Annotated in this window: 18 protein-coding genes and 1 tRNA gene; 8 read left to right on the top strand and 11 right to left on the bottom strand. The window is 39.9% G+C overall.

Annotated features, from left to right (window positions below):
* Window positions 1-14: 14 nt before the first annotated feature.
* The 7 genes from V7L07_RS32105 to V7L07_RS32135 form a co-directional block, all read right to left on the bottom strand.
* Window positions 15-326, bottom strand: coding sequence for a DUF6679 family protein (locus V7L07_RS32105; protein ID WP_012408115.1), 312 nt, complete (start codon window positions 324-326; stop codon window positions 15-17).
* Between the two features lie 900 nt (window positions 327-1,226).
* The gene (locus tag V7L07_RS32110; protein WP_335063542.1) at window positions 1,227-1,487 is read right to left on the bottom strand and encodes a hypothetical protein; all 261 of its coding nucleotides are present in this window, start codon (window positions 1,485-1,487) and stop codon (window positions 1,227-1,229) included.
* Window positions 1,488-1,760: 273 nt separating this feature from the next.
* Complete coding sequence (locus V7L07_RS32115) at window positions 1,761-2,549, bottom strand: Nif3-like dinuclear metal center hexameric protein (protein ID WP_335063543.1); 789 nt, start codon at window positions 2,547-2,549, stop codon at window positions 1,761-1,763.
* Window positions 2,550-2,581: 32 nt separating this feature from the next.
* Window positions 2,582-3,331, bottom strand: a complete 750-nt coding sequence (locus V7L07_RS32120; RefSeq protein ID WP_335063544.1) for a hypothetical protein — start codon at window positions 3,329-3,331, stop codon at window positions 2,582-2,584.
* A 386-nt stretch (window positions 3,332-3,717) separates the two neighbouring features.
* Window positions 3,718-4,131, bottom strand: coding sequence for a secondary thiamine-phosphate synthase enzyme YjbQ (locus V7L07_RS32125; RefSeq protein ID WP_335063546.1), 414 nt, complete (start codon window positions 4,129-4,131; stop codon window positions 3,718-3,720).
* Between the two features lie 368 nt (window positions 4,132-4,499).
* The gene (locus V7L07_RS32130) at window positions 4,500-5,582 is read right to left on the bottom strand and encodes a glycosyl transferase (protein WP_335063904.1); all 1,083 of its coding nucleotides are present in this window, start codon (window positions 5,580-5,582) and stop codon (window positions 4,500-4,502) included.
* Window positions 5,583-5,716: 134 nt separating this feature from the next.
* The gene (locus V7L07_RS32135; protein WP_335063548.1) at window positions 5,717-6,910 is read right to left on the bottom strand and encodes an aminotransferase class V-fold PLP-dependent enzyme; all 1,194 of its coding nucleotides are present in this window, start codon (window positions 6,908-6,910) and stop codon (window positions 5,717-5,719) included.
* A gap of 126 nt (window positions 6,911-7,036) precedes the next feature.
* On the opposite strand from V7L07_RS32135, the gene V7L07_RS32140 reads away from it, so the two are divergent.
* From V7L07_RS32140 to ftsH2, 8 genes are all read left to right on the top strand, one after another.
* A complete protein-coding gene (locus V7L07_RS32140; RefSeq protein ID WP_335063549.1) occupies window positions 7,037-8,497 on the top strand; it encodes a TM0106 family RecB-like putative nuclease in 1,461 nt (486 codons plus the stop codon).
* 264 nt (window positions 8,498-8,761) lie between these two features.
* Entirely contained in the window at window positions 8,762-9,946 is a 1,185-nt protein-coding gene (locus V7L07_RS32145; RefSeq protein WP_335063551.1) for an esterase-like activity of phytase family protein, read from the top strand.
* Between the two features lie 422 nt (window positions 9,947-10,368).
* Window positions 10,369-11,991 carry a serine/threonine protein kinase gene (locus tag V7L07_RS32150; RefSeq protein WP_335063553.1) on the top strand — a complete coding sequence of 541 codons (1,623 nt, stop codon included), beginning with the start codon at window positions 10,369-10,371 and terminating at the stop codon, window positions 11,989-11,991.
* Window positions 11,992-12,095: 104 nt separating this feature from the next.
* Window positions 12,096-13,619, top strand: coding sequence for a serine/threonine protein kinase (locus V7L07_RS32155; protein ID WP_335063555.1), 1,524 nt, complete (start codon window positions 12,096-12,098; stop codon window positions 13,617-13,619).
* A 111-nt stretch (window positions 13,620-13,730) separates the two neighbouring features.
* Window positions 13,731-13,804, top strand: a tRNA-Asp gene (locus V7L07_RS32160).
* 138 nt (window positions 13,805-13,942) lie between these two features.
* Window positions 13,943-15,388 (top strand): glutamate--tRNA ligase, encoded by a 1,446-nt coding sequence (gene gltX / locus V7L07_RS32165; RefSeq protein ID WP_335063556.1) that lies wholly within the window; start codon window positions 13,943-13,945, stop codon window positions 15,386-15,388.
* Window positions 15,389-15,611: 223 nt separating this feature from the next.
* Window positions 15,612-16,106, top strand: coding sequence for a hypothetical protein (locus tag V7L07_RS32170; protein WP_335063558.1), 495 nt, complete (start codon window positions 15,612-15,614; stop codon window positions 16,104-16,106).
* A gap of 432 nt (window positions 16,107-16,538) precedes the next feature.
* Window positions 16,539-18,425, top strand: coding sequence for an ATP-dependent zinc metalloprotease FtsH2 (ftsH2, locus tag V7L07_RS32175; protein WP_335063559.1), 1,887 nt, complete (start codon window positions 16,539-16,541; stop codon window positions 18,423-18,425).
* A gap of 151 nt (window positions 18,426-18,576) precedes the next feature.
* Here ftsH2 and rnc read toward each other — a convergent pair whose 3' ends face one another.
* The 4 genes from rnc to V7L07_RS32195 form a co-directional block, all read right to left on the bottom strand.
* Window positions 18,577-19,263 (bottom strand): ribonuclease III, encoded by a 687-nt coding sequence (gene rnc, locus V7L07_RS32180; RefSeq protein WP_179067154.1) that lies wholly within the window; start codon window positions 19,261-19,263, stop codon window positions 18,577-18,579.
* A gap of 138 nt (window positions 19,264-19,401) precedes the next feature.
* Window positions 19,402-20,202 (bottom strand): NYN domain-containing protein, encoded by an 801-nt coding sequence (locus V7L07_RS32185; protein ID WP_335063561.1) that lies wholly within the window; start codon window positions 20,200-20,202, stop codon window positions 19,402-19,404.
* 516 nt (window positions 20,203-20,718) lie between these two features.
* The gene (locus tag V7L07_RS32190; RefSeq protein WP_335063563.1) at window positions 20,719-21,327 is read right to left on the bottom strand and encodes a hypothetical protein; all 609 of its coding nucleotides are present in this window, start codon (window positions 21,325-21,327) and stop codon (window positions 20,719-20,721) included.
* A 43-nt stretch (window positions 21,328-21,370) separates the two neighbouring features.
* A complete protein-coding gene (locus tag V7L07_RS32195) occupies window positions 21,371-21,958 on the bottom strand; it encodes a Uma2 family endonuclease (RefSeq protein ID WP_335063565.1) in 588 nt (195 codons plus the stop codon).
* Window positions 21,959-21,990: the final 32 nt, after the last annotated feature.

Here is a 21,990-nt window from a genome sequence, read left to right on the forward strand (position 1 = left end):
TCAGCACTGATTATTTATTCTGGATTCGAGTCAGTGTAACGGTTGTGGATGCGCTCTGCTTCGGGACAATCTTCAGTCATCAGAGGTTCCACATTCCCGCGCGGTACTGAAGCCAATTTTTGAGTTACAGCACCAATGCTCTCAAGGCGAACCATTTCTTCCCAAGAACAAACTTCATCCTCTTCTTCTGTTTCATAGCGTAGGGTAACTAAATCTCCCTCTATGTCTATGATGCGGGCGCGTTCAATCCAGCGTTGCTGGTCCCGCAAGAAAACACATACCTCGCGCCCATCGCAACACAGTTGATAAATCTTGCGGTGTAGCATGTATTGTTTCTGCCTTTTTAAACAACGTAGTTAAACCTGTCAAAATCTGGGTTCTACCCCATTACATTACACCTTTAAGAGGTTAATTTCACTCTTCGGAACAAGTACGCTTCATCACCCAATCCCAAGACTTGGTTCTAGTTGTCAAAATATCGGGAAATGTTGGATCATGAATCAGTGGTTGCTCTCACAATGAACTAAGTCTCCCTCCGGCTCATTCTAGGGAATGTCTGCTTCATCGAAGAAGTCAAACAATTCGGTACCTGTCCTAACCAGGTTCATATTTGTTGGTGAGTCATTCTTACCATTGTGTAATAAAGAATACTCCAAAACAATCGTTGATTGCGGTTGTTTAATTTGCCTACTTTTAATCATTGGCATTACTGGGAAGTCCGGGGACTTGGTTTTACTTTTACCCACTTGTATCTGATCTTAACTCATTCTCTTGCTGACCTTGACGGTTTTCTACAAGAACACCCAAAGAGTTTTGAGTTTTTAAGATTTTTGCCTGATTATAACTAAGAAAAAGGCAACGGAGTTGGGGAAAAGGCAGATAGACAAAAGAGATAAGGGGCAGAGGGTAAATACCCTGAGAAGATTCTCTTCTGCTTCTTTTGTGGGAGTGTCAGCAAGATTTAGGGACATCCAAAAATTAAATTACTCAATTTTTGCATCCAATTAGGAAGGAGCAGGGGACAAGGTAGCAATATCTCTCCCAAGTCTCCCCAAAGCGATTGATTATTTTTTTATTTGGAAGTCCCTTATCAAGAAAGGCAGTTCTTGCTGTTCCCGTAGGGTGTCGTAGACAGGCTAGGAGACAGGAGGAAAACTTTCAGTAAAGCGACCAGATGGAGCTTGTGGTTTAAGACTATCACTGAATTTCCGTTCAGTGACTCCAAATCATTCGGGGTCGAATCCTCTTGGAGTTTGCTCATCCTGCCTCCTGCCCCCTTCAACCGATAGAGGAAATTCCATAAGCACGTTCGACGAGGACGCTTCTCGTTTAATTTGACCTGCGCGAACTGCGTTGTATAGAGATGCGAGAAAAGGCAAATCCTCTGACTGATAGCATTTGGTGGACAGTACTTGCTGGAGTAAACCCTCAGATTCAACACTAAGATATCCAGTTTCAAAAGCAGATTCAATGAGTGTGCGAATCATCTTGATTAGGGCAGAGTAAACAATTTGTTATGTCAAGTTTGGAACATTTTCCTCTGCTACTAATTGATATGGAACATTAACAATATGTGATTATAATTACACGTATTAAGTGATTTTAATCACAACAATGGTTAAAAATAGAACTTTATATGCATTTATTTATTAATTTACAAGTATTAATATTCATTGTATTTATAAGTGTTAATACGGTTAGCCTACATGATTCAAAAATTTTTTAGCAAGCATCCAAAGAATATAGTGAAGCAGAAAAAATCAAGCAAAAAACTGGCGAAAATCTTCATCTTTTTGACTTAATTGCACCCAGTCTAGGTTTAAGGACTGGAATTTTTGCACTAAGCGATCGCAAGCTGGACGTTCGGTAGCGTAATGTCCAGCATCGATTAAAATAAGATTGCAATCGCGGCTTTCTTGAAACTGATGGAATTTACAGTCAGAAGTCAGATAAGCTTGGGCACCAGTTTTGGCGACGGCTGAAATGTAACTAGCCCCTGAACCACCCAAAACAGCAACTCGTGAAATTGTTTTCTGTAAATCAGCAGTTGGGGAAAAAATTAAATTAGGGGGAGAAAGTCGGGTTTGAATTGTGATGAGTAATTCCTGTAATATCAGAAATGGCTCTAGCAAACCAACACGACCATATCCTAATCCTCCTTGTGTCGGTTCTATGGGAGTAACTTCTTTGAGTTCTAAAATCTGAGTTAAAACGTCAGCAGTGCCATCTTGCACTTGGTCAAAATTCGTGTGAGCAGTGTAAATACCAATATTGTGGGTAAAAGCTAACCGTACCATTTCTGCGATCGCTTCACCAGTGCGTAAAGATTTGAGAGGATTAAAAATCAAGGGATGATGGGCGAATATCAGATTAGCATTTTCTGCGATCGCTTCCTGCATTACCGCCAAAGTTGGTGTCAAACACACTAAAACCCGTGCTTTTGCTTGTAAAACTCCTGGTTCAATTTGCCAGCCACAATTATCCCAACTTTCGCACCAAGCGGGATTTGCCCATGCTTCAAACCAAGTAATTAAATCAGCAATTTTCATAATTATTTTCTTCAGCAATTTTTAATTGCTCATCAGTGTCTCTGTGGTTGAATATTTAATTTTAATGCTAATTGCTGGCGCATTTCTTGGAAAGGTTTGTTCCATACAGGGCTAGCATTCCAGTTCCATACTGCTACTGGAATAAGTTGTTCTTCAGCAAGACAAGTTAACAGACGGTATTCATCTTCTGGTTCACGAGAAAAAGTGAAGGGGTTGCGGTAGCCTGTATCACACAGTTTATAAGATACGACCTGACCATGATTAATCCGTTGTAAAAGTTCCTTACCTTTGACGAGTAAATAATCCAAAAATAACAGACTAAAAGGCTCTATATGTGCGCGTTTTTGTGGCTCTTTTTGTACCCATCTTGCCCACTCAAATCCATATATAAAATCATGAACATAACGGAAGCGCATTTCTGTTTTATTTCCAAACATCTCCGTCAAAGAAACCATCTTTTCACCAAAAACTTTTAAGAATGGAATAGCGCCCTCATTTGCGGTTAAAGCCTGTTTAAGCATACTACTTACAAGAAAATCAAAGTCCCAGAAGATGTTTTCTGGGAAGTTTTGCAATTGAGTACGGACGATACTTTCGAGAGTTTGTTGAATGGTTATGATAATTTGAATATCAGTGTTTTGTTCAGTAATCAAATTTCCTAATTCTGCAAAGCTGGTAATTAATGTCTTTTCCGGACTAAGTGACAATAAGTTAACAGACTGCTGGGCAAGGACTTCATCAATAAATTGAAAATTATTAGTTTGTATCAGTTTTTGCTTCATAGAAATAGCGCACACAGCTTACACTAAATATTAGTATATATCGGCATAAGTAGATTATTTAATAATCACAAATAAACTTAACTTTTGAATTTACAAATATACACGAATTATTTAGTCTATATAGCAATCCTAAAGGAGTTGTGAAAATCGATAGAATAAGATCCCCGACTTACTTGGGAAGTCGGGGATCTTATTGTTCACGAATGATTTAGGACTGCTATATCTGGTTAGTTTTGTATCAATAATTTTGATGATAAAGCTATCACAGCAAAATTTATTCAATGCATATCACCGCGAGTTGAGTAGATTATACTCAAAAGTTAGGCAGTATAACCAGAGTATTTAAACTCTATCTAATTACACCTTAAATAAAACTTGAAAATCGGCTATCCAGAAATGTGAATCACCAATTCTCTGGAATGATTGCGCTGGCGGTGTTCCCAAATATAAATTCCCTGCCAAGTTCCCAGTACCAGATGGCCACGGTTAATGGGGATATGTTCAGAAGTATGGGTAAGTGCGGTACGAATATGTGCTGGCATATCATCGGGGCCTTCTGCATCGTGAATGTATTTGCCCGATTCTGGGACGAGTTTCGCCATAAAATTAGCTAGATCCACAAGAACATCAGGATCGGCATTTTCTTGAATGACTAAGCTGGCTGAAGTATGGCGTAAAAATAAAGTACAAAGACCAGTTTCAACTCTCGATTCTGCAACTGCATCTGCAATTTTTGCAGTTATGTTGTAAAAAGATTTACCAGTAGTGGAAATTTTTAGTAACTTTTGGTAGTGAGTCACGTCGCTTCGCTCCGAATTCCAAATTCAAAATTACTGTTACTTGGTGTAACAATGCAACTACAGCAATTCCAGCTTCCCCTTATATCCCAGAACTACCCCCCTTAATCCCCCTATTGGGGGAAAAAGAAATCTAGTTCTCTCCCCTTTATAAGGGGAGGGTTAGGGTGGGGTAATTCGACAAACTGGTTGTGATTCGATAAATTGTGTATACACCATAGCCTTATAAAGGAGAGAGAAGGTAGAGACAGGATGAAGTTTTGCATCTTATTTAATCCATGTTTAATCTATATTCCTTGGGTTGCTAATTCTAGAGTTTCTTTATCTATGGTTGAAGATTTCATTATTAATTGATGTTACTTTGAATAACTTTATTTTGTCTGTAAATAATTGATCACAGCTTTAGCGATCGCTTCATTACCATCCTTAGCAATTGGTTGAGATTGCTTTGGTGCTTGGGGTAACTCATGGAGAAAATTCCAAGTCCCTTGAAAAAACTCAGATGGGGTAATGATTTGATGCTGGTTGTAATTAGTTATACCTTCTACTATAAAAGTTGCTTCGGCAAAATCCTCACGCGGTATGGTAACAATGGGTAATCCTAATAGTGTGGCTTCAGAAAAAGTACCGTACCCAGGTTTAGAGACGACTCGCGCACAAATAGGCATAAAATCTACAGGGCGGTATTTGCGGTCATTAATTTTCACTAAATTAGGCAAATCAGGTGCAGATTGATCAAAGACGATAAATTGCCAATCTGGAAATCGCTGTAGATTATCATAAGGGATTTGTTGTAAACCCAAGCCGCCAAAGGTCAACAAAATAGTTTTTTCGACTGGTGCAGTGATTCCCCAAAGAGAACGTAAATCATCAGCAGAGTAACGAGGGGAACCGCCTGTTAAGCCGACATCTGTGATATTGTTAAAAGCTGGCATTGGTTCGTGAAAAGGGAGACGAAATAAGCGATCGCACTTTGAATACCAATCACTAATCCAATCTGCAACTGCGGTAAATTCCCCTCCCCAATCACGGTAGATCAAGTCCCAGCCGAAGTTACTCATCATCCAGCAGGGAATATTTGCAGCTTTGGCAAACCCAGGAGCGAGGAAGGGAATATCTGCCAAAATGAGATTAACGCGATTTTGGCGGATAAAATTGACTTCTGAGGCAATCAGCGAATTTTGATGCTTCTTAATATCGAGCAACTTTTCTAAAGTTGCTACTTTATCCATTGTCAAACTATCCGCTTGCACCACACCCAAATCAAATGCACGGGGACGATAAATAAAATCACCTTGTATATAACATTCTAGCAACCAGCGTGGGGCAGTACTCGCCAGAATTAGTAGAACCTCTGGACATAATTTTTGAATTGTTGCAGCAACAGAAGCAGTGCGGGTAGCATGACCAAAGCCGTGGTTAGTTATGGCTATGTATAAGATTGGACGTTCCATTTGATAGTTAGGAGTCATTCAATTTTGGATTTTAGATTTTGGATTTTGGATTGAAGGAAAAATCCAAAATTGGCAGAGTTAGGAGTGAAAATTATAATTTTCACACTTATAACTTACAACTCCTAAACTTTTAATTAATTTTGTTTGTCAAAATTTTGAATCGCCTCAACCAATAGGTCAATTTCCGATTCTAAAGTAAAGTAATGGACACTGGCGCGTATACAGCTAGGATCAGCAATTGTCCGAGTTAATATCCTTTGTGAGTTTAAAAATTGCACTAGCTTTAAATGAGCTTGAGGCTGATTATTTGTAAGTTGAAAGGAGACTATACCGCTTTCGGGTGGGGAAGTTCGCAAACATTTAATATTGGGTAACGCCGTCAATTGTCGCCAGAGGTACTCACTATTGTGGCAGATTTGCTCGTAACGTTCTTGTGAGGTTCCCCATTGCTGATGAATTGCGATCGCTTCTTTTAACCCAAGATATAACGGATAAGATAATGTAGAAACCTCGTATCGTCGCCCATCTGGCAGCCAATCCACCGGCTGAGATTGACTATCCACAACAATGCCACTCAAGCCAATAAACGTAGGTTTCAGGCTTTCTCGTGCTTCTGGGCGGACATACAAACCACCAGCACCCGCAGGGCCACATAACCATTTGTGACCAGTGAAAGCATAAAAATCTACTCCCAATTCTGTCAAGTTTAAAGGCAATAAACCAGCAGATTGGGCAGCATCTATTAATAGTGCAGAATGATTATTTCTGCATACTTCGGCAATTTTGTCCAGAGGTAAAACTTGACCAGTATTCCAGAAAACATGACTTAATATTACAAGACGGGTATTGGGGCGTAAGTGCTGGGCAATGATTTTTATGGGGTCGCCCTCATTTAAAGTCGCCTTGAGGGGACAGGTGGTAACTTCCACAGCGAATCTCCGTGCGATTTCTTGGGATGTCGCAATTACGCCTGGATGTTCGCAGTCAGAGAGTAGCAGATGGTCGCCAGCCCGCCATTCAATACCCCACATGGCGATATTACAGCCAATGGTGACATTTTGGGTGAGAGTAATTGTTTCAGATGGTGCATGGAACTCAGAAGCGATCGCAACTCTAGCAGCTTGAGTCTGAGGCGCTATCCAGCTATATGCCTCATTGCCAAAGGGGCCTATTTGCTGAACATAAGCTTGAGTTTGGGCCATAGTATCCATTGCCCTTTGGGGCATTGGCCCTTGTCCCCCATAATTGAAATAAGTCTTATTCGCTAAAGCCGGAAATTGCTCTCGATGGCTATGCAACCTGGTTTGTGCAACAGAAGTACTAGTCATATCAATTTTGGATTTTAGATTTTAGATTTTGGATTAGCATTAGTTTCTCATCTCCCTCATCTCCCACTCCATTATTAATTGTCTGAGTTACTCCCAGAGTGTGCTAAATCTTGTTAACTTAAAAGGATGCTAATTAATGCTGAACTCCTACTGCAATACCAACGCTGTAAACGCCGACCTTTTTTAGATATCCGCGGTGACAAAAGTCAGCGCGATGCTCCCAATGAGTTGCTAAGGAAACTGCAACAGGACAAAATCGCTCATCAGTTGAGTATTTTGACAAATGTGACTTATCACCAACCAGATTATTCTTATGGAAACTGGGAAAGGGCAGAGAAGGCAACTTTAGAATTGATGCAGCGTGGGGTTGAGTACATCTATAAAGGAGTGTTGTCAGCAACTTATTCTGAAGCAGACACCTTGCTAAGTCGTCCAGATTTACTCGTGAAACAACCGGGACAATCAAATTTTGGAGATTGGATCTACGTCCCGGCGAGTATTGAACTGGGTAAGCGCCCTAAGCAAGAATATCAGGTTGTCGCGGCATTTCATGCCCAAGTGTTGACAACAGTGCAGGGAGTTCCACCTGGAACAGCTTCACTCATATTGCGAAGTAAAAATACAAATTATGCAGTGGATCTATTTAAATGGATGCCACGGATGCAGCTAATTCTGGAAGAGTTTATTCAAGTTTTAGAGTTACCGAATCCGCCAGAGGTGTTTATTTCTCGCCAAAAGTGCAATTTTTGCCATTGGTATAGTGAATGTTATGCGATCGCTCAATCTGAAAAACATCTCTCATTGTTACCAGGTGTAACACCCCTTCGCTACACTCAACTCCAAGCCTTAGACATTACCACACTGGAATCTCTTGCTAATACCAGTCCCAGCAACTTAGAAAATCTACTTGGTTTTGACAGCGAAGTAGCACCCAAGTTAGTAGTGCAAGCTCAATCTGCACTAGAAAAACGACCGTTAATTTTACCCTACCCGCTACCAACAGAAGATATTACATTTACAGCACCCATAGAGCTTTATTTTGACATTGAGGCCCAGCCAGACTTAGATTTAGATTATCTCTTAGGGGTTTTGGTCGTTAATAGACAAACTAATACAGAACAGTTTTATTCCTTTTTAGCAGACAAACCAGAAGACGAAGAAGTAGTTTGGCAGCAATTTTTGGATTTGGTTTGGCAATATCCCGAAGCGCCAATTTATCATTTTTGTGTCTACGAGTTTGATACAGTCAAACGGTTGGCAAAACTTTACGGCACTCCACACTCCTTAGTGCGTCCTGTACTGAATCGTTTTGTAGATGTGTATGAACAATTAACCCAAAGTGTAGCATTACCGATAGAAAGCTATGCCTTGAAAGCGATCGCTCGTTGGATAGGATTCGAGTGGCGTGATAAAGAAGCCAGTGGTGCCAAGTGTATTTACTGGTACGATGAATGGTTAGAAACAGGCGATCGCACCTTACTAGAAATCATCCAACGCTACAATGAAGATGACTGTCGTGCTACTCATCAAGTGAAAGATTGGCTTGTAAATTTTTTCCAAGATGAATATGGTTTGCGACTAGCTTAAGTAATTTCCTATTTTCTAAAGCTTTTCAACTTAACAATTAATAAAGCCTGATTTGATCAGGTTTCCAGGCTTATATCTGTCATTTAACATTGTTTTTTCATTGGTATTCTTTATAAAGATGCACAACTAGGCATTTATAATGCCAATACAAACCATCATGTAGAGACGCGATAAATCGCGTCTTAAAAGACCAATTATCTACACCAACAATCCTTAACTGAACCATATTGGTTTATAACGCATATTTATTTAACAAAAAAATCTATGCAGCTAATTAAAAAAATCTTTGTATTCCCAGGAATTCTTTACTTTTTGCTCCCAATTATAATTATCGGCTTCGTATTCACAAACTTAATGTCAAATGCTGTTGAAATCAATAGCATAGAATTTATCGGGGAAGCCACCTTACCAAAAGGTTTAATCTTTCAAAAAACGGAAATTGGAGGTTTATCTGGAATTACATATAATGCCACAAGCAACCTTTATTATGCTATTTCCGATGACCGTGGACAAAAGGCTGCCGCTCGTTTCTACACATTAAAAATCGACTTGAGCAAAGGGGTTCTACAAAAAGGTGGAATTACCCCAGTCAGCGTTACCACATTACTAAATGAAAATGGTCAAACATTTCGCCCTGGTGAAACTGATACAGAAGGTATTGCCTTAACTAATAAAGAAACTGTGTTTATTTCTTCTGAAGGTGATGCTGTAAAATTAATTAATCCTTTTATTAAAGAGTTTTCACTATCTTCTGGCAAAGAAATTGTAACACTCCCCGTCCCAAACAAATTTTTGCCAGATAAGAATGGTCAAAAAGGTATCCGTAACAATTTGGCTTTTGAAAGCCTCACCATCACACCTGATAAAAAGCATCTATTCACAGCTACCGAAAACGCTCTAATTCAAGATGGTGTCGCAGCTAAACCTAATATCGGTAGTCCTTGCCGGATTTTGCAATATAACTTGCTTAACAACCAGCCAGAAAAAGAATTTCTTTACCAAACTGAACCAGTTGCACCATTTTTGAATCTGATTGGCAAATTCGCGAGTGGATTACCCGATTTACTTGCTCTCGATAATCAAGGACACTTCCTAAGTTTAGAAAGGTCTTTTACTGGTTTAGGATTTGCTATTTCCCTGTTTCAGGTTTCTTTAGAAGGAGCCGATGATATTCATAATATTGATAGCCTTTTAGCAGTTGATTCCAAAAATATTAAACCAGTTCAGAAAAAACTGCTGTTGGATTTGAGAACCCTAGACGTACTATTAGACAACATTGAAGGCTTAACTATTGGCCCTAAACTACCTGATGGTCAGCAATCATTAATTCTCATCAGTGATAACAATTTTAACTCCCTGCAACGCACCCAAATACTAGCCTTTAAAATTAAAATTGAAACTCCGATAATGAGATTATTACGCCGTTTATTCCCAAATCTTAACCTTTAACTGCACAGATATTTTGGTGGTTTTCAATCAGTCGGGAATTCAGACCCGCGACTGATAGCGCAGCGTTAGCGAGTCAGACACTTCTCTGTCGCTAACGCTGCGCTATCGAGCGTCTTGATTCTGACTCCTGAATTCAGAATAGCTGAATTCTTCTTCAATTCTTTTTTCTGGTTATTTGTGTGTATCTACGGAATCTACTAGACAACTTTATCTACCCTGATTGTAGTTTACGTGTAATTTCTCAACCGTAATCCTTAACAAATATGTTACACAATGTTTAGGAGATTTTGCAGAGAGCTTAAGCATATTTACAGCATATAATTAATTTTCTCAAAAATAGGATATTTTTTAGATTTCAATTTAATAATTAGCTAGACTTAATTAAAGTATTTTGCCAATAACATTTTTCATAAATGATTTTTATGCCAGAAAATAAAATTGAGAGTATGGTAGGGCAAAAAGTAGAATTAGACGATTATATTGGACAATTTTTAAACAATCGCTATCTAATTAGAGATTTGATTGGCAAAGGGGGGATGGGTAGAGTTTATCTAGCGGAAGATACTGCTAAAGGTGGTATGCCGATCGCAGTCAAAATCTTATCACTTAGTTTGGCAAACCAACAAATGTCTCAACGTTTTGCCAGAGAGATTTTTATTGGCGCTCAATTGGGTCGCAAAAGTAAACATATTGTTCGTATCTTAAGTTATGGCGTTACTGAAGATAAAACTCCATTTTATGTAATGGAATATCTTCAAGGAAAAAATCTCAAACAAATTCTTAAAGTTCAGCCCTTAACAATCTCGAAGTTTTTAGAGATTTGTAATCAGATTTGTTTAGGTTTACAATGTGCCCACCAAGGTATCAGCCTGAAAGGAGAAATTTATCCTATTGTCCATAGGGATATTAAACCAGAAAATATATTTATTACTGAAGATAGTAAACAAAGAGAAATTGTTAAAATACTAGATTTTGGTATTGCCAAATTTCTCACAGAGCGAAGTGGGATGACTCTCACAGATTCTTTTATTGGCAGTTTGCCTTACTGTTCTCCAGAACACATGGAAGGGCGTAAACTGCTAGATGTCCGCTCTGATATTTATAGCTTGGGAGTACTAATGTTTGAGATGCTGACAGGAAAACATCCATTTCAAACAAAAAGTAACTCCTTTGGTACTTGGTATCAAGCTCATCGCTTTCAAATTCCACCTACAGTTACAGAAGTAAATCCGCAAGTCAAAATACCGGAAATATTAGAAAAGATATTGATGAGTTGTTTAGCGAAAGAAGTCAGCGATCGCCCTCAAAATATCAACCAAATATTAGAAGGTTTAGAAAAAGTTAATTTTCAGCTTAATAATGCTATTCCTAGCAATAGTACTGACATTGTTAAAGTCTCATTTCCGGTTCAGTTAGTACCAGCAACTTTACTATCAGAAAAAGAGTGTTTGCAGAAAAATTGGCCGAGAAATAAACCAATTGCGCCAATTGGATTTCCGCATTTACTACATACTCTTCAAAGACCAATACCAACTTTTTGGGCAATGTTACCCAAACAAGATATTACAAAGTTTTTGGATAACATACATGGCACTGAATTTATTAGTAAAATGAATGTATACCCAATGCTATTGTGGGTAACAGTATTATACGATGCCCAACCTTCTATGACTAAATGGCTACCTTATTTTCTAGATTTGAAAGATAATAAGGGTCAAAATATAGCACGTAGTTTAGCAGAAGTAGGCTACTATCATCTACTATTTTTTCCTCTAGAAGATCCAACACGTTGCTCTCATGTAACTACTTTAAACCTTACAGCCAACCAGCGGCAGCAACTTGTAGATTGGTTAAATATGAGTCAACAGTCAAATGAATTAATTTCACCTAATCAAGCCAAAAATGTTTTGAAGACAGAATATGAAAAGTTGAAGTTAGAGATTTTACACAAGTTAGCTGCACATCAAAAAGCGGAGAAAGAAGGTTTAAAAAATTGGATGGTTAAATTTTTGGAGATTTTTTTAAAACTCTTATCACGTCCTTGAAAGTTTGCGATTACAATTCTTGCTATGCTTGCTACAATTGTCTAATGATCTTCTTATGTGTATATTATTAACTTTAAATAGACTCAACAGCAGAGGTAAATAAAGTGAATCAGAGCTTATTTACATCTTCAAGTACTACGGGCTTGCTTGCCAATCGTTATCAACTTAAGCAATTAATTGGTAGCGGTGGTATGGGTGAAGTTTTTTTAGCAAATGATATTTTGCTAGGAGGCATACCGGTTGCTGTCAAATTTTTGACTAAAACTGTTGTCGATAGCAAGATGCAACAAGACTTTGCTCGTGAAGCTTTAATGAGTGCAGCTTTGAGTCAAAAAAGTATACATATAGTACGGGCTTATGATTATGGTGTGAATGAGAAAGGAAAACCATATTATGTCATGGAATATCTATCTGGCAAGAGTTTAAAGGATTTAATTCCGCTGCCTCTACATATATTTTTGACTCTCTCTCGCCAGATTTGTTTGGGCTTACAATGCGCTCATCAAGGTATTAACATTGATGGCAAAATTTGCCCATTAGTTCATCGAGATATCAAGCCTGCTAATATATTAGTTATTCCCGATCCGATATTGGGTCAGTTAGTTAAAATTCTCGATTTTGGGATTGCTAGATTTTTAAATTATGCGTCAACAGCCAGTACAAGTAGGGGATTTAATGGCACTTTACCCTACTGTTCTCCAGAACAATTAGATGGAGAAAAATTAGATAGCCGCTCTGATATTTATAGTCTGGGTGTGATGATGTTTGAGATGCTCACAGGTAAAAAACCTTGGCAGCCTGAAACTGATTACTTTGGCGCTTGGTATAAGGCACATCACTTTGAACAGCCAAAAACGATCGCAGAGGTTAAACCCACTCTGAAAATACCTCAAAAGCTGAATAATTTAATCATGGCTTGTCTGGCTAAAAAAGCAAGCGATCGCCCCCAAAATATCGCTCAAATTTTGCAAGTATTAAACAGTCTAGAATCATTAAATTTTCCTAGCGTACCTACAAATATAGCCTCTAGTTCCATCTTGAGCCATCCTTTAAATTCTGTATTACCAATTGCAATAGAACAAAGCTGTCGGCAACTTTTATGGCCTCAAAATAAACCAATTCAAGAAATTGTTTTTCCTCAAATTCTAGACACCGCACAAGGATCGATGACAACACTATGGTTGATGTTGTCTCAACAAGAAATCAAAAATTATGCGGCTTCTACCCGTTACAGCCGATTTATCTTCATCACATCCCCTCACCCAATGCTGTTGTGGGTGACAGTACTCTACAATCGGCAATTGGCTCCTAAGTGGCTACCATGCTACTTAGATATGCAAAATCCCCAAAATATTAAGATGGTAAGTCTCCTGACTGAAAATGCACACTATCCTTTGATTTTCTTTACTCTGGAAGAACCGCATTCCTGTACCCAGGTTCTTAGCAGTCGCATTGAGCCAACTCAGCAGCAATTGTTGAAAACCTGGGTGCAACAGAGCCAGACTCTACCACCCACTTCTCAAGCCCAGTTGAGCAGACAACTATTAAAGCAGCAGTATAAACAAATACAATCTCGGATATTGCAGCATTTAGAATCAGAGCCACAGGTTGCATTATCAAGGTTTTAACGAAAAATTCGCACCTTGGAGAGACATGGACAAAAATAATTTCTAATTCCCAACTCTAAAACGCTTGACAAGTAGAAAAAAAATAGTGATAATAGCAAAGTTGCCAAACAAGGGACTGTAGTTCAATTGGTTAGAGCACCGCCCTGTCACGGCGGAAGTTGCGGGTTCGAGCCCCGTCAGTCCCGTTATAAATTTATGAGTAGTAAATCACTGAACTGAACTCTGGTGATTTTGGATTTTGAATTCCCCAAAGGCATTGCCTCAGAATTCAGGATTTGAATATAAGCTACATTTATCATGCTTTGCGAAAGAGAGAGTTAACTGTGACTGTTAGAGTCCGTATTGCGCCGAGTCCAACCGGAAATTTACATATTGGTACAGCTAGAACGGCTGTATTTAACTGGTTATTTGCCCGCCACCACGGTGGGAAATTTATCCTGCGAATAGAAGATACAGATTTAGAACGATCGCGTCCCGAATACACCGACAATATTCTTGAAGGATTGCGCTGGCTAGGACTGAACTGGGATGAAGGGCCATTTTTCCAATCTCAACGCCTGGATCTTTATAAAGAAGCAGTACAAAAACTGCTAGATCAAGGATTAGCTTATCGCTGCTACACCACTTCTGAAGAACTAGAGGCACTCAGAGAAGCCCAAAAAGCTAGAGGTGAAGCGCCCCGCTATGACAACCGTCACCGCAACCTCACCCCAGAACAACGCGCCGCCTTTGAAGCCGAAGGTCGGTCCTCTGTAATTCGCTTCAAAATCGAAGATGGGCGGGAAATTGTCTGGAATGACCTAGTAAGGGGAAAGATGTCTTGGCGAGGTAGCGATTTAGGTGGTGATATGGTCATCGCCCGCGCCTCAGAAGAAGCTAGCGGTCAACCTTTATACAACTTTGTCGTTGTCGTGGATGACATCGATATGCAAATCACCCACGTCATTCGGGGAGAAGACCACATCGCCAACACCGCCAAGCAAATTTTACTGTATGAAGCCTTGGGGGCAAAAATCCCGGAGTTTTCTCACACGCCGCTAATTTTGAACATGGAAGGGCGCAAGCTTTCTAAACGAGATGGTGTTACTTCCATTTCTGACTTTCAGAAAATGGGCTTTACTGCTGAAGGCTTGGTAAATTACATGACATTGCTAGGTTGGTCGCCACCAGATTCGACTCAAGAAATATTTACCTTAGAAACAGCAGCGAAAGAATTTGGCTTTGAGCGCGTCAATAAAGCAGGTGCAAAGTTTGACTGGGACAAGCTGGATTGGTTGAACAGTCAGTATATCCACAAGACGCCAGTAGATAAACTCACCGATTTGCTCATCCCCTATTGGCAAGCGGCTGGGTATAAATTTGATGGTGGAAGAGAACGCCCCTGGTTAGAACAGCTAGTAACTTTAATTAGTCAGAGTTTGACTCGCCTGGTAGATGCAGTAGCTCAAAGCCAACTGTTTTTTAGCGATACAGTTGAATTTAGCGAGGAAGGTAGTACGCAACTGAAGCAAGAAGGCTCGGCGGCTGTTCTTGAAGCGATTGTCACAGCTTTAGAAAATCAGCCGCAATTGTCAGAAGCCGCTGCCCAGGAGATTATTAAACAAGTAGTGAAAGAACAAAAAGTCAAAAAAGGCTTAGTAATGCGATCGCTCCGAGCAGCCTTAACTGGAGATGTTCATGGCCCTGACTTAATCCAATCTTGGTTACTACTAAATCAGATTGGTTTAGATAAACCGCGCTTGAGTCGAGCAATCACAGAAGTGAATTAGCGATTACTTTTGAATTTTAGAAATATTTTAGATTTTAGGGGCGCACATTTGTGGGCCCCTATCCATAAGGTAGAGCAACTATGGGAACAAGAAATCATTGACTAATTACTAATGAATTATTCTCAATTTCACATCTAAAATAGTTAGTCAATTCTCCTCATGTTGGGAACTTGGTGTGTAAAATTCATGTCTTCAAAAACACTTAGAAGCGAACGTAATTACAATGCCGACAAAAGCGCTCAATAGAGGGATGAGATTATCGTTCATGATAGTTACGCTCTTCATCACCTCGACAGTTAATGCTGTGACTGATGCTCAAGAAGCGCCAACAATATTTGGAGATGTCACCATTGGCCCTCAGTTTTCCCCAGACCCGTTGACAGTTCGCGGGATGAGTGGTGGTTCAATATCTGGGAGTCAAATAGGTGGGAGAAGCGAAACAGCCACCGGCCCTTGTACTGGATTTGTTGATGAAACACCAGACCACACATTAGTGCTAACAAGTAAATTTGACTACCTAAAGCTGCAAGTTCAAAGTCCTGAAGATACCACCATAATTATCAAGGGCCCCGGTGGTACTTGGTGCAATGACGATTTTGATGGCAAAAATGCCGGCATTGTTGGTGAATGGCTACCTGGAAGTTACCAAATTTGGGTTGGCTCCTACGAAAAAGGCAAGTATCTTCCTTACACTCTCAAAATTACAGAAGTTAAGTAGGGATTGGGGATTGGGTACTGGGTACTGGGTACTGGGTACTGGGGATTGGGAAAAAACTTGTTGAATTATTCTCCCTCATCTCCCTCATCTCCCCCAATCCCAATCCCCAATCCCTAGTCCCCAGTCCTCCAGAATCATGATTGAGAAAGACTTGAAACGATACGAGGAGCATTCTGGAGAAATTATCCGTGTCTTTGCATCCCGTTGCGCTTCCTTTTATCGTGCGATTTTGTATTAAAATTAAGTTAACTTTGATTAAGATTCTTATATGCACTGTCATAATGCTCTAGTTGCTTTATGACACTGCATATAAGAGATCAAATTAAACAAAATGGATTTATAAACATCCGTTTAACAGCTTAAAGTGACAGAGTGATGAACATTCTGTGGCTAGAGCTAATGATTTGTATAGGCATCTAGAGGCAAATTAAGATGAAATTCTCTTGGAAAGTCGTAGCACTCTGGACATTACCGGCTCTGGTAATTGGCTTTTTCTTCTGGCAAGGGGCCTTTGCAGGCGCTCCTGCTGACATGAATAGGAATACAGCCAATACCCGTATGACTTATGGTCGCTTTCTAGAATACTTGGATGGCGATCGCGTCACCAGCGTGGATCTTTACGAAGGCGGTAGGACAGCAATTATAGAAGCCCGCGATCCAGACATTGAAAATCGTGTCCAAAGGTGGCGTGTAGATTTGCCTATTAACGCTCCTGAGTTAATTAGTAAGCTCAAAGAAAAAGCCATTAGTTTCGATGCTCACCCGATGCGGAATGATGGCGCAATTTGGGGATTGTTGGGTAATCTCGTCTTTCCAGTTTTATTGATTACCGGACTGTTCTTTTTGTTCCGGCGTTCTAGTAACCTCCCCGGCGGGCCAGGTCAAGCGATGAACTTCGGCAAATCCAAAGCGCGTTTCCAAATGGAGGCAAAAACCGGGGTCAAATTTGACGACGTAGCCGGCATCGAAGAAGCTAAGGAAGAACTACAAGAAGTCGTCACCTTCCTCAAGCAGCCAGAAAGATTTACCGCTGTAGGCGCACGCATTCCCAAGGGAGTACTGTTAGTTGGGCCTCCTGGAACTGGTAAAACTTTACTAGCAAAAGCGATCGCAGGCGAAGCAGGTGTACCTTTCTTCAGTATTTCCGGTTCGGAATTTGTAGAAATGTTCGTTGGCGTGGGTGCATCCCGCGTCCGCGACTTGTTCAAGAAAGCTAAAGATAACGCCCCCTGTATTATCTTCATCGATGAAATCGACGCTGTGGGCAGACAACGGGGCGCTGGTATCGGCGGCGGTAATGACGAGAGAGAGCAAACCCTCAACCAATTGCTCACCGAAATGGACGGGTTTGAAGGTAACACAGGCATCATTATTATTGCTGCTACCAACCGTCCCGATGTACTAGACTCAGCATTATTGCGTCCCGGTCGCTTTGACCGCCAAGTAACAGTCGACGCACCAGATATCAAAGGGCGTTTGGAAATCTTGCAAGTCCATGCGCGGAATAAGAAACTAGACCCTAGTGTATCTTTGGATGCGATCGCTCGCCGCACTCCTGGATTCACTGGTGCTGACTTAGCCAACTTACTCAACGAAGCAGCAATTCTCACTGCGAGAAGACGCAAGGAAGCCATTACCCTCCGCGAAATTGATGATGCAGTAGATCGGGTAGTTGCTGGTATGGAAGGTACTCCCTTGGTTGATAGCAAGAGCAAGCGCTTAATTGCTTACCACGAAATCGGACACGCCTTAGTGGGAACTTTGTTAAAAGACCATGACCCAGTACAGAAAGTTACCCTGATTCCACGAGGACAAGCACAGGGTTTAACTTGGTTTACACCCAACGAAGAACAGGGGTTAATTTCCCGTTCTCAGTTGAAAGCGAGAATTACTGGTGCTTTGGGTGGCCGCGCCGCCGAAGAGGTAATTTTTGGCGCTGCGGAAGTCACAACTGGCGCTGGTGGAGACTTGCAGCAGTTATCGGGAATGGCACGGCAGATGGTGACTCGTTTCGGAATGTCCGATTTAGGGCCACTATCGTTAGAAAGCCAGCAGGGAGAAGTATTCTTGGGTCGTGATTGGACAACTCGATCTGAGTATTCTGAATCCATCGCTTCCCGCATTGATGGACAAGTCAGGGAAATTGTTGAGCAGTGCTACGACAATGCTAAAAAGATCATCCGTGACCATCGCACTGTCACCGATCGCTTAGTAGATTTGCTCATCGAGAAAGAAACCATTGATGGCGAAGAATTCCGCCAGATTGTGGCTGAATATGCTGAAGTCCCAGATAAGCAACAGTACGTACCGCAACTGTAATAGTTGACTCTTTTCTGGCTACTATCTGGAAATGAGTAAAGTGACAAAAAATAAAATGAGGGTGGAGTATATCATCCTCATTTTTTTGCGTTTTTTCAGTGTTAGGAAATTTCTAATTTTAAAATTCTTAAAATTTATGAACCCATAAACTCTATAACAAACCTTGTTTTTTCAACTTAGCAAGCGCATCTTCAGCAGCAGCTTTTTCTGCATCTTTTTTATTGCGTCCCTTACCTTCGCCATAAATTTTTTCATCTACCAATACTTTTGCGATGAATTCTGGCGCGTGAGAAGGGCCTCCTATTTGTTCTGTGAAATATTTGGGGGGATTTGGAGTAACATTACGTTGCACCCATTCTTGAAAGCGATTTTTTGAGTCTACATTAGAACGAGACACAACTATATTTTTTGGATCTACAGAATCAAATAGTGGTTCTACAATTGCGCGAACTGCTTCAATATTCGAATCATTATCCAAATAATAAGCACCAAGTACAGCTTCAAAGGTGCTACTGAGCAAATTAGGATTTTGGTAGCCTCCATCTCGAATTGCACCTTTTCCTAACCGCATTCTAAAGTCTAAACCTACTTCCTCAGCGAACTTTGCTAATTGCTTTTCATCTACCAGCGCCGAACGCCGCCGTGTTAATTCATCTTCTCCCATTTCTGGGTGACAACTATATAGATACTCGCCACTTAAGAAATTCAGCAAAGCATCACCGAGAAATTCTAGGCGTTCATTGTGTTCGCCTTCTCCGGGATTTTCATGCACATACGAACGATGCGTAAGCGCACGGCGTAGAAGTTTTTCATTATGGAATATTAGAAGTTTGTGCATTTTATCTTGTGTCTTGTTGCAGAAATTTACTGTTGGGAAACTTTACAAGTGTGATTGTCTTCAGACATGAAAAAACCGCAAATCGCGGTGTTTTGGGAAAACCCAGTTTTTTATTCAACTGGGTTTTTCAAAACTATTTTAGGCAGCCAGTATATCTAACTCAGTTAAAAATAACTCCTGATTTTGCTTTCGGACTTTGCCATCCTTGACAGCAACATCAATAAACTGGCTAAAACTCTTAAATTTCTTACTATCATCTGTAGAAATAGATAAGTATCCTTGATAGTTAGCACAACCTTGACGCATCAATTTATCAATGCAACCAAATACGGTAGGCTTACCTTGGCTTGAGGCAGTTTTGATAGCTTCAATTAAATACTCTATAGCCTCTTTGTAATTAATCTGAGACACAATATCTGTGTTTTGAGGTTGAGTCTTATTGCTATTGGCAACTAGCTGAGGTAATTCATCTACAAAGTGGAAGTTATCATTACCAACCAGTTTAATCAACTTTGGACTCTCACTACCTCGTTGAGCAAAAATTATCACCTTTTTACCCAAAGATTTTAGAATACAAATTAAGCCAGCATAGTCCCAGTCTCCTGAAAGTAGGATAATTGTTTTTAGAGAAGGATTAAAGGCAACTGCTTTAACACAGTCAGCCATCAATCTATAATCTGCACTATTCTCTGAATAATCAGGAACATCAACACCCTTCATACTAAGAATTTCTAGCTCATTTTTGGTACAAACTTGGTTTATATCGTGTGAATTATAGTAGAGATTTTTACAGACTATATGCCCCTTAGATTGGGCAAATTTCAGCAATAAATGACCCTTTCCTTTAATTGAAGAGACATTTTGAATATCGGCAAAAATACCGATAGAATTTTTCTGCTGGCTTGTTTGTTTTTTGGAAGATTGATCAGGGTGTGTCATTGCAATTTATCCAGTATTGTTTAGTGAACTGGACAGCTTCAACAAATTACACATACATCTAGCAGCAGAACTTTAGACGAGAAATTTGCACTTAAAAAGTACTTCTCTGTCATAAAGCTCTCTACCATCGCTTTCGTTTGGCTTAAGTCTCAGCAGTAGAACTCCTAGTCTCCTAGCAAGCTTCGCGTCATCCCTTCCCCTGAATATTCACCCAGATATCTTGTCTTCCCATTGAATGTCTAGTCAATCAGTTGACCTGACATCGGGCTGAAAATTCAGCCGGAGGGATGACGCGAAGCTTGGCAGGAAACTAGGAATTCTGCTGCTGAGACAACACCAAAAACCTGCGCTTTAGAGTGCGGTTGTTTGTTCTGTCTTATGTACAGAGTGACATGGATGACCCTGGATTGTCAATATACTTATTTATGAAGATTTCGTAAAAGCGCTCACCCATATTCATGAACTTTAAAAATGCTCTATGGTATTTTTTCAAAGATATTTTATTTAATAAATAATTTACGGTTTGCTTTGAGCGATCGCACCATACAAAATCCCCAAAATTCTCTTAATATCCTTAATATAATATTCACTCAAATCAATCGAAACTACATTGCTTTCAAGCTTGAGAAATTGCCAGATAGTACCGATAGTAACAGCACCATATATAGCTTTGATTTGATTTCCACTTTTCTCATTAAACAACTGAGCAGCTACCATTTCGGCAATACATTGCGCTAAACCAGACCTCAAATTCTCATTTTTACTTTCTACTAAAACAATCACCGGACTGCGTACAAGCAACTGTTCCGAAGAAAGACTCAAAATAAAATCACAAAAGCCGTTTAATCCTCGTTGACTATCAACAGTAAAATCAACTCCAGAAAAAAAGCTTATTTCATAATTAAATTTGCGTCTAATTTCTAATAAAATTGGACTTATTATCATTTCACTTCGAGCTTTTTCCGAACTTATCGCTACTGCTAAGTCAACATTTTCCCTAAGAATAGTAGATAATAAATCACTACATTCTTGCTCCTGCACATTTGCAAATAGTCCAGATGATTCGTGGATAACTAACCCAAAAGAATCAATAACTTCAAGAAGTTTAAAATCACTATAAGCCATAAAACCTCCTCCTTTGTCTTATGACTGAATCATATAACAAAGTTTAAAAATTCCGCTTTGGCGGAAACACCTTAGCTAAATCAAGAGATAAATCAGGGAAGCAGGGAAAAGTTATGATCTCATCTGACAGGAAAATTCGCTTATTTGAATAACCATATCTGCCTTGATTATCCTGATATGGTTCACTGTAAGCTTCCAAATAATTATCGAATAAATTGAATATCCAATAATCAGTAATACCTCCTTTAGCATAGAGAGGTATTTTAACGTCTTGGTCATAGGCCAAAGAAGAATCTGAAACCTCCATTACTAAAAATACATCAGCCGCTTTAGGATGACCCGACAGATAATCATCAGCACGGTTTTGAACAATCGCAAAATCAGGCTCAGGTTCGCTATTAGGTGGCAAAGCAATCGGCGCTTGTGATTGCAAAGTAGCCTTGTCCCCCAGTATTTTGGGGAGTTCCTTCCACAGTTTTCTTAAACAAGTTTCATGGGCTGTACCTTTGGATGCCATTTCAATAATTTCCCCGTTAATTAATTCAATATGGTCATCTTCATGGAAAAAGCCTAATTCTCCAAGCCTGTGGTATTCATCTAGTGTGAAGCGTTTAGCCTGAGCAATACTCATAACCTTACCTTTCTCTCATTGCCATAATACTT

The organism is Nostoc sp., assembly GCF_036916985.1.
GTDB lineage: Bacteria > Cyanobacteriota > Cyanobacteriia > Cyanobacteriales > Nostocaceae > Nostoc.